Below are 13,574 nucleotides of genomic sequence, written 5' to 3' on the forward strand. Positions count from 1 at the left end.
GGTCGCCGAGAGGGGTAGTGGTAGTACCAGCACCAGAGGGCACTCGGTGCGATCTGTCCGGCCGCCCGAAGGTGGTCGGCATGACAATGAATTCGGCTGCGACCGCTCAGGCACCGGGCGGTGAGCGGCAGCGTTGGCTGATGCTGATCGTGCTGCTGACCGGGCAGTTCATGGCTTTGCTTGCCGTGACGGTCGTGAATGTCGCGATCCCGTCGATCCAGCAGGACTTGCACACATCCGGCTCGACGTCCCAGCTCATAGTCGCCGGGTACACGTTGACCTACGCGATGTTCCTGATCACCGGCGCGCGGCTCGGGGAGCTGTACGGCCGGCGGCGGATCTTTCTCATCGGCGTGATCGGCTTCACGATCACCTCGCTGCTCAGCGGCCTGGCCCCGTCCGCGGGCGTGCTGGTGGCCGCGCGGTTGGTCAACGGCGTCGGCGCGGCGCTGATGATGCCGCAGATCATGACCACCATCCAGACCCAGTTCGCGGCCCAGGCGCGCGCCAAGGCACTGTCGGCATATGCCGCAGTGATCGCGGTGGGCGGCGTGTGCGGCACGGTGATCGGCGGTCTGCTGGTCAGCGCGGACCTGCTGCACAGCGGTTGGCGGCCGGTGTTCCTGGTGAACGTGCCGATCGGCATCGTGGTCGCGGCGCTGGTGCCGAAGCTGGTGCCGCCTGACGAGCCCGCCCCGGCGCGCCGGCTGGACCTGGTCGGTCTGGCTGTCTCGATGCCTGCGGTGTGCCTGATTGTGCTGCCGCTGGTGCTCGGCCACGAGTTGCACTGGCCGGCTTGGACGTTCGTCAGCCTGGTGGCAGGTGCACTGCTCGCGGCGCTGTTCGTGGTGGTGGAGCGGCGAATCGAGCATCCACTGATGAATCTGGCCGTGCTGCGCGTGCCCGGGGCGGCGTCCGGGCTGGCGACACTGGCAGCCGGAATGATCGCGTACGGCGGATTCCTGTTCACCACGTCAGTACACCTGCAGATCCAGCTCGGCGACAGTCCACTGAGGACCGGCCTGACGTTCGCCCCGTCCGGTGTGCTGTTCGGCCTGTGCGGCTATTACTGGCGCCGCCTGCCCGCCCGCAGCCATCACCTGCTGGTGCCGATCGGCTTCGCGGTGGGCGCTGCGGGCTACCTGATCACCGCGATCCTGCTCGCCGACCGGCCGTCGAGCCTCGTCATCGCAGCCAGTCTGCTGGTGTTCGCGGTCGGTGTCGGCACCGCGTTCGGCCCGCTGATGACCCACACCCTGGTCAACGTCCCGGCCACGTCGGCGGCGGACGCCAGCGGCCTGGTGACCACCACGCTCCAACTGGGCCAGGTGGTCGGCGTCGCGATCTTCGGCAGCCTCTACCTGACCCTCACCACCCAGGCGATCACCACCACCTTGTCATGGATCGCCGCACTGACCGCCGTCGGCGCGATCGTCGCCATCGCACTGGCCCGAACCACATGGCGCGCCACCCGGCAGACCGGCGACTGAACTTCCACATAGGATTGCGCCGCGGTCGGCCCCGAGCACGCACCGTTTGCCAAACGTGTTGGCACACAGCGGTGTTACGCTGCACAGTCGCACATGTCGAGGATGACGCCGGAGGTTGCCCGTTGAGCCCACAAAGGGTCACGCTCGCGGAAGTCGCCAAGCGGGCAGGCATCTCGCGCACCACGGCGTCCCTCGTACTGGCCGGCCGGGCCCGTGAACTACGGATCTCCAGCAGTGTCGAGCAGCAGGTCCTCGAGGCGGCGAAAGAGCTGAACTACCGGCCCAACATCGTCTCCCGTGGCCTGCGCACGGGCACTACCCGGACGATCGGCTTCGTGTCGGACACCGTCGCCACGTCCCGGCTGGCCGGTGACATGATCAAAGGCGCGATCGAGGCCGCGCGCGAACAAGACATGCTGTTGTTCATCGGTGAGACCGATGGCGACGCGGGCCTCGAACGCGACCTGTTACAGGCCATGCACGATCGTCAGGTCGACGGCATCATCTACGCGTCGATGTACACCCGGGCCGTCAAGGTGCCGACAGCGCTCACGACCGGGCCTGCCGTATTACTCAACGCCGTTGCGAAGCGGGCATCCGCACTCTCCTCAGTCGTGCCCGACGAACTCGAAGCCGGTCGCACCGCCGCGCGTGTGCTGCTCGACGCGGGCCACAGCGAAGGCATCCACCTCATCGGCGCCGGCCCTCGGAGCCGTGACGTGCCATCGGGAGGCGTCGCCGCCGCCGAACGGGTCACCGGCATCCGCGAGGTCCTCACCCGGGCAAAGGTCAAGATCGCCGGCGGTCGCCTCTGCGACGACTGGCTGCCGGAGTACGGCTACGAGGCGGCTCGCGAACTCCTGGAGCACACCCGGCCACGCGCCCTGATCTGCCTCAACGACCGGCTCGCCGTCGGCGCGTACCAAGCGCTCGACGACTTCGGCCTCAAGGTGCCCGCGGACGTGTCCGTCATCTCGTTCGACGACCATCCAGTCGCCGGCTGGCTCCGCCCCAAACTCACCACCGTCGCCCTCCCCCACTACGAACTCGGACGCAAAGCCGTCGAAGTACTTCTCGCCGAGATCACCCGGGACGGCGAGGAAACCGCACCGGAAGCCAGGACGTACCGCGTGCCCATGCCGGTACGCCTACGCGATTCCGTGGCCTGAAGCTGACGCTCTGATCAACCACGCGGGAAACCAAGCCCGGGCACAGTCGGTCGTGCCCGGGCTTGGCACTAGGCGATCTTGCGGCGGTATGCCGACGAGGCGAAGACGTACGCGACGACGAGGATGCCCGCGCACCAGGCCAGGGCGACCCAGATGTCGCTGCCGATCGGCTGCTCGGTGAACAGGCTGCGGATGGTGTTGACGATGGACGTCACCGGCTGGTTCTCGGCGAACCAGCGCACCGGGCCGGGCATCGTCGCGGTGGGCACGAATGCCGAGCTGAGAAACGGCAGGAAGATCAGCGGGTAGGAGAACGCGCCCCCGCCTTCGGCTGTCTTCGCGGTGAGACCGGCGATCACGGCGACCCACGTCAACGCCAGGGTGAACAGGAGCAGGATGCCGGTGACCGCCAGCCAGGCCAGCACTCCCGCCCCTGAGCGGAAGCCCATCAGCAGGGCGACGGCCACGACGAGCACAAGCGAGATCAGGTTGGCGACCAGCGAGGTCAGCACGTGTGCCCACAGCACGGACGACCGTGCGATCGGCATGGAGTGGAAGCGCTCGAAGATCCCGCTCTTGAGGTCGGTGAAGAGCCGGAGCGCGGTGTAGGCGATCCCCGACGCGATCGTGATGAGCAGAATGCCGGGCAGCATGTAGCTCACGTACGAGCTCGACCCGGTGTTGATCGCGCCGCCGAACACGTAGACGAACATCAGCATCATGGCGATCGGCGTGATCGCGGTCGTGATGATGGTGTCGATGCTGCGGGTGATGTGGCGCAGGGATCGTCCCAACAGGACGGTGGTGTCGCCGAGGACGTGCGTGGTCATCGTCGTTTCCTTACTTGTCTGTGCGGACTTCGCCGCTCTTGCGGTCGTCGCCGACGATGGCGAAGAAAACGTCCTCAAGCGACGGTTGCTTCTCGACGTATTCGACCTTGGCGGGCGGGAGCAGCTGCTTGAGCTCGGCGAGGGTGCCGTTGACGATGATCCGGCCTTCGTGCAGGATCGCGATCCGGTCGGCCAGCTGCTCGGCCTCGTCCAGATACTGGGTGGTGAGCAGCACCGTCGTGCCCTGTCCGGCGAGTTCCTTGACCGCCTGCCACACCTCGACACGCGCCTGGGGATCGAGCCCGGTGGTCGGTTCGTCCAGGAAGATCACCGACGGATCCCCGATCAGGCTCATCGCGATGTCCAGACGGCGGCGCATGCCACCCGAATACGTCGACACCCTCCGCGCGCCCGCCTCGGTCAGCGAGAAGCGCGCCAGCAGGTTATCCGCGATCCTGCCCGGATCCTTGATGTGCCGCAGCCTGGCGATGAGCACGAGATTCTCCCGCCCGCTGAGGATCTCGTCGACCGCGGCGAACTGCCCGGTGAGGCTGATGACCTCCCGCACGTCCGCACCCTGCGTGGCCACATCGAAACCGTTGACGCTCGCCGTCCCCGAATTCGCCTTGAGCAAGGTGGACAGGATCCGCACAACCGTGGTCTTGCCCGCCCCATTGGAACCGAGCAGGGCGAAAATGCTGCCCCGCGCCACACCGAAGTCCACACCGCGCAGCACATTCAGGTCCCCATAGGACTTCTCGAGACCCCGTACATGGATTGCCTGGGTAGGCATCAGACTGCCCCCATCCCGATCGCATCGACCGCCGAGGCCGCTGAACTGGTCATGGCGGCAACGATCGCCTTAGGCCCTGACACGGCACCGCCACCGCGCTGACACGGGCGTCATCTCACGAGAAAGCCCAGCTCACGGGGCACGACGATCAAGACGAGTCTCAGCGGTGGCCGGCGCTCCCGGTGGTGGCGGACCAGCTTTCCAGGAGCTTGAGGCCGTCCTCGGACGCGCTGCCGGCTTCGGCGCTGTAAGTGCACATCACCAGGCCTTCGTCGCCAGGCAGGGCCATGATCTCGTGCGCCAGTTCCAGTTCACCGACGTCGGGGTGGCGTACGCGTTTCGCCCCGGGCAGGTAGACGTGCACGTCGTGTTCGGCCCACATGGTGCGGAAGGCGTCGCTTTGGGTGGCGAGTTCGCCGACGACGTTGGACAGCTCGCGGTCGTGCAGGTTCTTGCCGACCTCGACACGCAGTGCTCCGACGCTGTTTCGGGCGTTGCGTTCCCAGTCGACGTAGAAGCGTGTCGCGCGGGAATCGAGGAAGATGAACCGCAGAATGTTCACTGATCCCACTGAGCCCGCGAACATCTCCGAATACAGCGCGCGGCCGAGTGAGTTGGTCGCCACGATGTCGAAGCGGTTGTTGCGGACGAACGCGGGCACCCTGGTCAACGCGTCGAGGATCCGTTGGACGCTGGGCCGCACGGTCGGCTGGACGGGCTTGCGCCGTCGGGCGGCGGTGGTGTTGGCCGCGCGGGCGAGGTCGAACAGGTGCGCCCGTTCCGCGTCGTCGAGTCTCAGTGCACGGGCGATCGCGTCCAGGACGCCCTCGGACACTCCGCCGAGGTGTCCGCGTTCCATGCGGGTGTAGTACTCGACGCTGACTCCGGCGAGCATCGCGACCTCGCCTCTGCGCAGACCGGCCACCCGGCGCTCGCCGCCGGCGAACAGACCGGCCTGCTCGGGCGTGATCTTGGCGCGCCGGGACTGGAGAAATGTCCGGGTTTCAGCGCGGTGGTCCACAAAGACCAGTTTAGGTGCGCCGCAGCGCGGCTGGGTGTCCCTGTCGGTACCCCTCAGAGCCGTGACTCCCACATCACAGCCGCCGCGAGTTGCATGGTGACTGTCCACTTCAGGAAACAGGAGTTCACCATGAAGATCGCCGTTCTCGGCACCGGGATGGCCGGCCGCGGGTTCGCGGACCGCCTGACCGAGCTCGGACACGACGTCGTGATCGGCACGCGGGACGTGCAGCAGACGCTGGCGCGGACCGAGCCGGACGCGTTGGGGCACCCGCCCTACGCCGTGTGGCAGCAGACCAGCCCCGAAGTGCGGCTGGTGCCGTTCCCCAAGGCCGGTGCGCACGCCGAACTCATCGTCAACGCGACCGCGGGCGCCAGCTCACTGGCGGCGCTCGATGCGACCGGCGCGGCGAACCTGGCCGGCAAGGTGATCGTCGACATCGCGCTTCCGCTCGACCTCTCCCAGGGAATGCCGCCGACGCTCACGGTCGCCAACACCGACAGCCTCGGTGAGCAGATCCAGCGCACCTTCCCTGCCGCACGCGTCGTCAAGACCCTGAACACGGTGTTCTTCGAAGTCATGATCGAGCCGAAGCGGGTCCCCGGGGAGCACAACATCTTCCTCGCGGGCGACGACACTGATGCCAAGAACACAGCCAAGAGCCTGCTGCACGGGTTCGGATGGCCGATGGACGCGATCATCGACCTCGGTGGCATCCGGGCAGCGCGCGGCGTCGAGATGTACATGCCGCTCTACTTCACGCTCTCAGCCGTGCTCGGCACCTTTCACTTCAACATCGCGGTCACTCCTCGACGGTGATGGCCAGCGCCGGACAGACCACAGCCGCGTGCCGCACATCCGCCAGCCGCTGGGCGGGCGGATCGGCGTCGAGCAGCGTCACGATTCCGTCCTCGTCGCGCTGGTCGAACACATCGTCGGCGGCCAGCACACACTGCCCGGAGCCGACGCATTTGTCCTGATCAACGGCCACCTTCACGATGTCCTCCCAGTCACCAGGTCACGGGAAGCGCGGTGACGCCACCGGTGATCGTGGTGCGCACCTCAAGCTCATCGAGTTGTTTGGCGAGCCGTAGACCAGGCAGGCGGCGGGCCAGGGCGGCGAACACGACCCGCAACTCCGTGCGAGCCAGGCTCGCGCCGATGCAGAAGTGCGCGCCGTGGCCGAATCCGAGGTGGGCGCGTTCCGGACGGTCCGGGTTGAAGGTCTCGGCATCGGTGTAGACCAAAGCGTCGCGGTTGGCGGAGTTGACCGACAGGATCACGGCGTCGCCACGTTGGATAGTGACACCGGCGACGTCGACATCGGTGTGGGCGTACCGCAGCAGGCCCAGGTCGCCGGGCGCGCCCAAGCGCATGATCTCTTCGACGGTGGCGTCGACCCGGCCGTCCGGGTCGGCCGTCAGCGCTTCCCACTGGTCGAGGTGGGTGAGCAGGAACAGCGTGCCGAGGCCGATACGGTTGACGGTGGTCTCGTGCCCGGCGAACAGCAATCCGACGCAGAGCCGGACCATCTCGTCGTAGTCGAAGGCCTCGTCGGCGCTCTGGGCACGCACGAGGTCGGAGATCACGTCCTCATCCAGCTGCGGACGTTTGGTCTCGACCAGACCGATCATGTAGCGGCTGAACTCCTCCCGGGCGCGGTGGGCGTCCTCGCCGATGACGGTGTTGGACATCCGCTCTGACAGCGTGTGGAAGTACGCGCGGTCTTTCTCGGGAGCGCCGAGCAGTTGGCAGATGACCGCGACCGGCAGCGGGAAGGCCAGCCCGGCGTGCAGGTCGACGACGCCGTCAGGGTTGGTGTCGTGCTCGATGAACAGTTGGTCGATGTAGCCGTCGACCAGCTGCTGCATGTGATCGGTGAGCATCCGCATCCGCTTGGCGGAGAACGCGGGGGTCAGCAGCCGGCGCATCCGCGTGTGGTCGGCTTCTTCGGTGTCGTAGTTGCCTGAGGGCCCGTCCTGCACCGCGGCGGTGGTGATGCGTGATGCCCGTTCCGGCTCGGGATGTGAGCGGCCGAGCCGCTTGTCGCTGAGCAGCTCGCGGACCTCTTCGAAGCGGGTGACCAGCCACGCGGGATCGCCGGCCGGGGTGGTGACCGGCGTGACCGGGCCCTGCCGGCGCAGCACCTCGTACAGCGGGGCGAGGTCGAGGATGTTCGGCCTCGGGAAGGGCAACTGCGAACGCTCAGCGGCAACGCTCATGGCACTCCTCCAGTGATTTTCCGACAACCCGACCGTAGCACTTTATTGTCAGTGACTGCCATTAAAGTTTCCATTGCCTTCGGGCATGCTTAGATCCCCTGATGGAGGACGTCGTGACAGGCACCGGCTACGCACCCCGCCGGGGACGGCCGCCGGCGAGCGACGAACAACGCCAGCAGCAACGCCTCGACATCTCGCGCCACGCGGTCCGGCTGTTCGCCGAACAGGGCGTGGCCGCCACCTCCGGCGAACAGATCGCCCGGGCCGCCGGAGTCTCCGAACGCACGCTGTGGCGCTACTTCCGCACCAAGGAAAGCTGTGTGGAGCCGCTGCTCACCAAGATGATCGACGCCTTCCGGGCGGTCCTGCGCGCGTGGCCGCCCGAACTCGAGCTGATCGAGCACCTGCGGGCGACCTACACACCCGTCTTCGACTCGGCACCCGGCACCGACGTCGAAGCAGTGCTCGCCGTGATCCGGATGACCCATGACGAACCCGCGCTCCGTGCCGTCTACCTGGTGCTGCGCGAACGCTCGGAAGACACCTTCGCCGAAGTGCTCGCCGAACGCATGGGCAAGCCGCCCAACACATTCGACGTCCGCGTGCAGGCCGCCACCATGAACGCGGTACTCAAGGCCGCGACAGATCATCTTGTTCATGCCACAGCGGAAAAGGGCATCACTCCGCAAACCCTGGACAGGCACCGCGAACACATCGCCAACGCGATCAGCCTCGTCACGCGAGCACTGTCGGACACCTGATCAGCCGACCGGGTACACGAAGCCCTCATCCCGGATGTACTTGTAACCAGCGTTTTTCTGGTCTTCATTGCATTTGTCGGTCACGCACGTCGCGTTGTCCTTGCGTCCTTCGTGCCAGTACAACCGCAGCGGGACCGTGCCGGGCCGTTGCGCGCGGTAGACGTAGCCTTCGTCCCGGATGAAGACGTACCCATCGTGCTTGTTCTGGTTGACGCATGTGTCGGTCCCGCAGCTGACGATGTCCCCGCGAGCCTCGTTCCGGTAGGTCTTCAGGGGTACCGTGCCGTCCTCGCGGGAGACCAGCACACGTCCTTCCGGGTGGGCGGGTTGGTACCCGACGCGATATCGCCCCAGACACTCGTCGGTGACGCAGGTGGCGTTGTCCTGCAGTGCACCGTTCCAGTAAAGCCGCAACTCCTTCGTACTTGGCGACGGCGGCGCCTGCGCTGGTTCACCGCTCGCGGACGTCGGCCAGTTCTGCCAGATCACCACCGCTACGGCTGACAGCGCGACGACGGCCGCGCCCGCGATGGCCGCCACCGTCCGCCGTCGCCCCCGACGCGCGGGTATGACCGAGGTGGAGTGCGGCGGAGGCACGGTCACGCGGACCGTTTGCTCCGGCGCCTCGCCGGACAGGACTTGCGCGACGGCGGCGCGTTGATCGTCGATCATCCGTTGGACAGCGGGCAACCAGGGCCGCACCGACGGCGGGACCGGGTGCGCCAAGTTGAGGATCTCTTCAGGGCTGGGGCGCCTGCGCGGGTCCTTCTCCAGGCACCGCTCCACAATCCGGCGCACCCGTGACGGGATCGCCGACAGGTCCGGGTGGACGCTCACCACATTGTTCAGCGTCTGCAGGGTCGACGAGCCCGCGAATGGACTGCGTCCCGTACACGCCGCAGCGAGTACCGCACCCAGGGAGAAGACGTCGCTGGCCGGACCGAGCGTGCCGGCCTCGGCCTGCTCAGGCGACATGAACCCCGGCGACCCGACCGTCGAGCCCGTCCGGGTGAGCTGACCGCTGAAGTCGTCCACAGCCTTGGCGATACCGAAGTCGATCACGCGCAGGCCGTCGTCGGTCAACAGCACGTTGGAGGGCTTGAGATCCCGGTGAACCAGGCCGACCCGGTGAATCTCCAGCAGAGCCGTGGCCAGCCCGGCCGCCAGGCGTAACGCCGATTCCTCCGGCAACGGCCCAGCCACCGTCACAGCCTCATACAGCGAAGGACCCGGCACGAACACCGACGCCAGCCACGGCACCTCCGCGTCCGCATCAGCCTCGACCACGGCAGCCGTATAAGCCCCGGAGACCCTTCTCGAGGCCTCGACCTCCAGGCTGAAGCGGGCGCGAAACCCCTCATCCTCGACAAACAGGGAGCTGACCAGCTTCACCGCAACCAGCCGTCCATCCGGACCAGACCCAAGCAGCACGCGGCCCATCCCACCGCGACCCAGCTCAGCCAGAATCCGGTATCGGCCGATCACCATCGGATCGGACGCTCCAAGCGGCTTCACAACAACCCTTCCGAACAGGCAAGCGCCGAACCCCGGACGCCCCACTCACCAGACCGCGGCCCATCCTACGGATGATCAACTCCCACAACGCCAGGAGCAACGGCCAGTTTCTCGCCTGCCCGAGACGGAGCACTCCCGCGTCAACGCTCGATCGCCGCCAAGAGGTCGTACATCGACGATGACGGACACACACCAGCATTCGTCCACCTCATCGTCACGGGCCCGCTCGACGGCCCGGCGCACGAGCGTCTGCGGCACTCCTCGCTCTGTGGCGGCCTCGATATCGATCGAGGTGTTGTGCCGCGGATGCTCGGCAGCCGCTTGAGTGCGCTGATGTAGTCCCTGAGGTCCTTTGCCCGCGTCCTTCTTGGCGCAATCGGATCAGCCGACCAAGCCGAGAGCGCGCAGCATCTCGGTCCGGTCCACATGGGGCAACGCGCCGAAACGGCCGTGCAAGTATGCCTTTTCCAGGTTCTGGGACTTCCTCACTCGCTCGCCGGCGAACTCGGCCAAGGCACCCAGCCGTGTGGCGCCGTCTTCGAGTTTCTCGGTCAGCCAGACTTCGTCGCGGTTGAGATGGTTCAGCAGGCTCGTGTCATAGGAGGTGAACACCAACTGCGCGCCCTTGGGATTCGTTGCCCGCTCATGGAAGAGCCGGATCAGGTGCATGGACAGCGTGGGATGCAAGCTTCCGTCCAACTCGTCGAACAGGACGAGTGAGCCTTCCTTGAGCGCGCCCAGGACCGGGCCGATCAGCCTGAACCAGGTACGCGTTCCCTCCGACTCGGCCTCGAAGTCGAGCGGCATCGCCCCTTCGGCCGTTCGATGCATGAGACGCACTTTCTGACGGCCTTCCAACCGTTCGATCACGACATCATCGATGCCAAGATCGGCCATCCGCAGCAGTGCCAACGCCTGAGCCCGGTCTTCCGGCGCCAGCTTCGCCGGATCCTCCAGCCCCTGTCCGAGCACCTGGATATTGAGCAGATACCGGGCGAAGTCCGAGACAACAGGTTCATCGAACCGCCGGGCGATCGACAGTGCCAGCACCCGGTCGGTCAGCAACTCCCGAGTTCCGGACAGCCTGCCCAGGCCGCGTTGCAGGGTGAACTCCAGGCCCTCACGTTCGAAGATCCGCCGCCGCTTCTTCTCCGGATAGTGGAACAGGCCTTCGTAGCGAACAGCCTGCTGGTCCAACTCGACGACGTACTCGAAGCGAACACCTGAGACGACGGCCGCGACGACGAACTCCGATGACGCCAGGCTTTGTGTGAAGGCGAAGGGCTCCACCGGGATCTTGTCGTCCCACCTGACCAGTGAATCGCGCACGGCGGACCGAAGCCAGCTCAGTGCGGCCAGGACGTTCGACTTGCCGGAGGCATTGGGCCCGAAGATGGCCGCGAGCGGCAGGAGGCTCTCACCCAGGTTGGGAATGGGGTGCGCTTCGTCCCGATCCCGATCGACAGCCACCATCGACAGTTCGACAGGATGAAGTATCGAACGAAAGTTCGATACTTCGAACCGGATCAGCACAACATATCCCTCTCTGCAGTCTGGCCGCGCGCAAGGCTTCGATTTCGTCGTAAACCTACGACAATCTACCGCTGTTGACGCACTCGCAGCCAACTGACGGTCAGGAGTGCTCCCGCTCACGCGTCCGGGATCATGCCGGATCGGTCTGTTGCACAGTTCGTGCACGTCGGCGCATTATTGCGCGATGAGCGGCTCGAGGCCGACCGGTCCCGCCGAGGTGTGGTCCACTTCGGAGGTTCTGGCGCCGCGTGCGTTCGAGTACTGGCGGGATCTGATCTGCGCCACGTTTGTGCAGCTGTCGGCGACGCCGACGAGGCCGGGGCGGTTCGATGGCCGGCTGAGGCATGCCGACCTTGAGTCCTTCGAGATGACGACTGTGCATGCGGGTGGGCAACGGGTCCGTCGGACGCCGCAGTTGATCGCCCGTGCCGGGGAGGAGTATCTGCTCGCGAGCATTCAGACGCGTGGCTGCGGGCGGATCGAGCAGGATGGCCGTGTGGCCGAGCTGGCTCCCGGCGAGATGGCTCTCTACGACAGCACTCGTCCGTACACCCTGCATTTCGACGACACGTTCGAGCAGGTCGTCGTGCAGGTGCCGCTGCGCGGGATGCTCGCTGAGACTGGGCTTCGCGACTCCCGGGGCGTCACGGCGGTGAAGCTCGGCGCGAACAGTCCTGCCGGAGTCGTCGCTCAGTTCTTTCACGGCCTCGCGCATCTCCATCAGACTGACCCGTTCGGCGCGGCCACCCTCGCGACGCAGGGACGCGGGCTTATGGCGTCCGCGCTGGCTCTCTCCGCCGGCCGGGCTCCTCGTAACGAAGTCCTGACGCGCCAACGTATCCAGGCGTTCCTGCGCGCCCATCACGCTGATCCGGACCTCACGGTCGACGACGTGGCCAACGCGTTCCTGATTTCGAAGCGGACGCTCTACCGGTTGTTCGACGGCACGCCGGACGGGGTGGGCACGTTGTTGCGGCGCGTCCGGGTGGAGCACGCGAAGTCGTTGCTGCGGGCCGATCGTGGGCGTCCGCTTGAGTCGATCGCCCTGGCGTGCGGGTTCGCCGGGGAACGGCAGTTCTTCCGGGTGTTCCGCCACGAGGCAGGGATGACTCCCGGACAGTTCCGTGGCACGTCCGGTCAGTGAGGCGGCACGCGTTGTCGATCCGGACGGCTGGTGAGCGGCCGATAGTGAGCCGGTAGCAGTTGCGGCTCAGTTCGGAGGCTTGCCATGGCAGAACAGGTTCGCGTCGCGGTCGTCCAGGCGGAACCGAGGTGGCTGGATCTGGCCGCCGGGGTGGACCAGGTCGTCAGCCTCATCGCCGATGCCGCGGCGGGCGGTGCCCGGCTGGTCGCCTTCCCGGAGACCTTCCTGCCAGGCTACCCGTGGTGGATCTGGCTCGACTCGCCCGCCTGGGGCATGCAGTTCGTCCCTCGCTACAGCGAGAACTCGATGACCCGCGACGGCGCCGAGATGTCCAGGATCGCGGCTGCCGCAGCCGAACATGGCGTGCACGTTGTCCTCGGGTTCAGCGAGAAGGCGGGCGGCAGCCTGTACATGGCGCAGGCGTTCATCGACGACACCGGCCGCGTGCTTTCCGTGCGCCGCAAGCTCAAGCCGACCCACGTCGAGCGCAGTGTGTTCGGCGAGGGCGACGGCAGCGACATTCAGGTGCACGACACGAAGCTGGGCCGGCTCGGCGCGCTGAACTGCTGGGAACACTTCCAGCCACTGACCAAGTACACGATGTACAGCCTGGGCGAGCAGATCCACGTCGCCTCGTGGCCGAGCTTCTCGGTGTACCGCGGCGGGGCGAAGGCGCTGGGCCCGGAGGTCAACACCGCGGCCAGCCTGGTGTACGCCGTGGAAGGCCAGACGTTCGTGCTCGCGCCGTGCGGCGTTGTCGGCGACGCGGCGCACGAGACATTCTGCGATGACGACGTGAAGAAACAGTTGCTGCTCAAGGGCGGCGGATTCGCCCGGATCTACGGTCCCGAGGGCAGCGAACTGGCATCTCCGCTGGCCGAGACCGACGAGGGCCTGTTGTTCGCCGACCTGGACTTCTCGCTGATCGCGATCGCCAAGTCCGCCGCGGACCCGGTGGGTCACTACTCGCGCCCGGACGTGTTCCGTCTGCAGGTCAACCTCGGCGCGAATCCACGGATCATCCACAGTGGAGCAGAGCAGCCAGAGCCGGAGTTCAAGGACATCGAACTCGTCACCGCGGACGGGGCGTGACGAC

13 protein-coding genes are annotated in these 13,574 nt (G+C 66.6%); 6 read left to right on the forward strand and 7 right to left on the reverse strand.

Features of this window, described 5'->3' with window-relative positions; translation table 11 throughout:
* Positions 1-80: 80 nt before the first annotated feature.
* Together JOF56_RS41020 and JOF56_RS41025 are read left to right on the forward strand one after the other, a co-directional pair.
* Positions 81-1,490 (forward strand): MFS transporter, encoded by a 1,410-nt coding sequence (locus tag JOF56_RS41020; protein ID WP_209644987.1) that lies wholly within the window; start codon positions 81-83, stop codon positions 1,488-1,490.
* 122 nt (positions 1,491-1,612) lie between these two features.
* Entirely contained in the window at positions 1,613-2,659 is a 1,047-nt protein-coding gene (locus JOF56_RS41025) for a LacI family DNA-binding transcriptional regulator (RefSeq protein ID WP_209644988.1), read from the forward strand.
* Between the two features lie 68 nt (positions 2,660-2,727).
* Here the strand turns inward: JOF56_RS41025 and JOF56_RS41030 are convergent, their stop codons facing one another.
* The 3 genes from JOF56_RS41030 to JOF56_RS41040 all read right to left on the reverse strand — a co-directional run bounded on the left by JOF56_RS41030 (position 2,728) and on the right by JOF56_RS41040 (position 5,303).
* The gene (locus tag JOF56_RS41030) at positions 2,728-3,489 is read right to left on the reverse strand and encodes an ABC transporter permease (RefSeq protein WP_209644989.1); all 762 of its coding nucleotides are present in this window, start codon (positions 3,487-3,489) and stop codon (positions 2,728-2,730) included.
* A 10-nt stretch (positions 3,490-3,499) separates the two neighbouring features.
* Positions 3,500-4,282: an ABC transporter ATP-binding protein gene (locus JOF56_RS41035; protein WP_209644990.1), complete on the reverse strand. Its 783-nt coding sequence runs from the start codon at positions 4,280-4,282 to the stop codon at positions 3,500-3,502.
* A gap of 160 nt (positions 4,283-4,442) precedes the next feature.
* Positions 4,443-5,303, reverse strand: a complete 861-nt coding sequence (locus JOF56_RS41040) for a helix-turn-helix transcriptional regulator (RefSeq protein ID WP_307855481.1) — start codon at positions 5,301-5,303, stop codon at positions 4,443-4,445.
* Positions 5,304-5,432: 129 nt separating this feature from the next.
* On the opposite strand from JOF56_RS41040, the gene JOF56_RS41045 reads away from it, so the two are divergent.
* Positions 5,433-6,122 (forward strand): NADPH-dependent F420 reductase, encoded by a 690-nt coding sequence (locus tag JOF56_RS41045; RefSeq protein WP_209644991.1) that lies wholly within the window; start codon positions 5,433-5,435, stop codon positions 6,120-6,122.
* Here JOF56_RS41045 and JOF56_RS41050 read toward each other — a convergent pair.
* Both JOF56_RS41050 and JOF56_RS41055 read right to left on the reverse strand, forming a co-directional pair.
* Positions 6,106-6,300, reverse strand: coding sequence for a ferredoxin (locus JOF56_RS41050; protein ID WP_209644992.1), 195 nt, complete (start codon positions 6,298-6,300; stop codon positions 6,106-6,108). The genes JOF56_RS41045 and JOF56_RS41050 overlap by 17 nt on opposite strands.
* 13 nt (positions 6,301-6,313) lie before the next feature.
* Positions 6,314-7,525, reverse strand: coding sequence for a cytochrome P450 (locus JOF56_RS41055; protein ID WP_209644993.1), 1,212 nt, complete (start codon positions 7,523-7,525; stop codon positions 6,314-6,316).
* Between the two features lie 113 nt (positions 7,526-7,638).
* On the opposite strand from JOF56_RS41055, the gene JOF56_RS41060 reads away from it, so the two are divergent.
* On the forward strand, positions 7,639-8,286 hold the full coding sequence (locus JOF56_RS41060) for a TetR/AcrR family transcriptional regulator (RefSeq protein ID WP_307855482.1): 648 nt from the start codon (positions 7,639-7,641) through the stop codon (positions 8,284-8,286).
* Here JOF56_RS41060 and JOF56_RS41065 read toward each other — a convergent pair whose 3' ends face one another.
* Positions 8,287-9,801 (reverse strand): serine/threonine-protein kinase, encoded by a 1,515-nt coding sequence (locus JOF56_RS41065; RefSeq protein WP_209644995.1) that lies wholly within the window; start codon positions 9,799-9,801, stop codon positions 8,287-8,289. It lies immediately after the preceding gene.
* 381 nt (positions 9,802-10,182) lie between these two features.
* Positions 10,183-11,274, reverse strand: coding sequence for an AAA family ATPase (locus JOF56_RS41070; RefSeq protein ID WP_209644996.1), 1,092 nt, complete (start codon positions 11,272-11,274; stop codon positions 10,183-10,185).
* A 244-nt stretch (positions 11,275-11,518) separates the two neighbouring features.
* Here JOF56_RS41070 and JOF56_RS41075 point away from each other — a divergent pair, with 244 nt between their 5' ends.
* Both JOF56_RS41075 and JOF56_RS41080 read left to right on the forward strand, forming a co-directional pair.
* Positions 11,519-12,478, forward strand: a complete 960-nt coding sequence (locus JOF56_RS41075) for an AraC-like ligand-binding domain-containing protein (RefSeq protein ID WP_209644997.1) — start codon at positions 11,519-11,521, stop codon at positions 12,476-12,478.
* 84 nt (positions 12,479-12,562) lie between these two features.
* Entirely contained in the window at positions 12,563-13,570 is a 1,008-nt protein-coding gene (locus tag JOF56_RS41080) for a carbon-nitrogen hydrolase family protein (RefSeq protein WP_209644998.1), read from the forward strand.
* Positions 13,571-13,574: the final 4 nt, after the last annotated feature.

Origin of the sequence: Kibdelosporangium banguiense (genome assembly GCF_017876405.1) — a bacterium.
In the GTDB taxonomy this organism is placed as follows: Bacteria; Actinomycetota; Actinomycetes; order Mycobacteriales; family Pseudonocardiaceae; genus Kibdelosporangium; species Kibdelosporangium banguiense.

Excerpts from the sequence above, each read along its gene's own strand:
- JOF56_RS41080 (WP_209644998.1), top strand. The coding sequence starts at position 12,563 with ATGGCAGAACAGGTTCGCGTCGCGGTCGTCCAGGCGGAACCGAGGTGG.
- JOF56_RS41055 (WP_209644993.1), bottom strand. The coding sequence starts at position 7,525 with ATGAGCGTTGCCGCTGAGCGTTCGCAGTTGCCCTTCCCGAGGCCGAAC.
- JOF56_RS41045 (WP_209644991.1), top strand. The coding sequence starts at position 5,433 with ATGAAGATCGCCGTTCTCGGCACCGGGATGGCCGGCCGCGGGTTCGCG.
- JOF56_RS41035 (WP_209644990.1), bottom strand. The coding sequence starts at position 4,282 with ATGCCTACCCAGGCAATCCATGTACGGGGTCTCGAGAAGTCCTATGGG.
- JOF56_RS41075 (WP_209644997.1), top strand. The coding sequence starts at position 11,519 with ATGAGCGGCTCGAGGCCGACCGGTCCCGCCGAGGTGTGGTCCACTTCG.
- JOF56_RS41030 (WP_209644989.1), bottom strand. The coding sequence starts at position 3,489 with ATGACCACGCACGTCCTCGGCGACACCACCGTCCTGTTGGGACGATCC.
- JOF56_RS41020 (WP_209644987.1), top strand. The coding sequence starts at position 81 with ATGACAATGAATTCGGCTGCGACCGCTCAGGCACCGGGCGGTGAGCGG.
- JOF56_RS41070 (WP_209644996.1), bottom strand. The coding sequence starts at position 11,274 with ATGGTGGCTGTCGATCGGGATCGGGACGAAGCGCACCCCATTCCCAAC.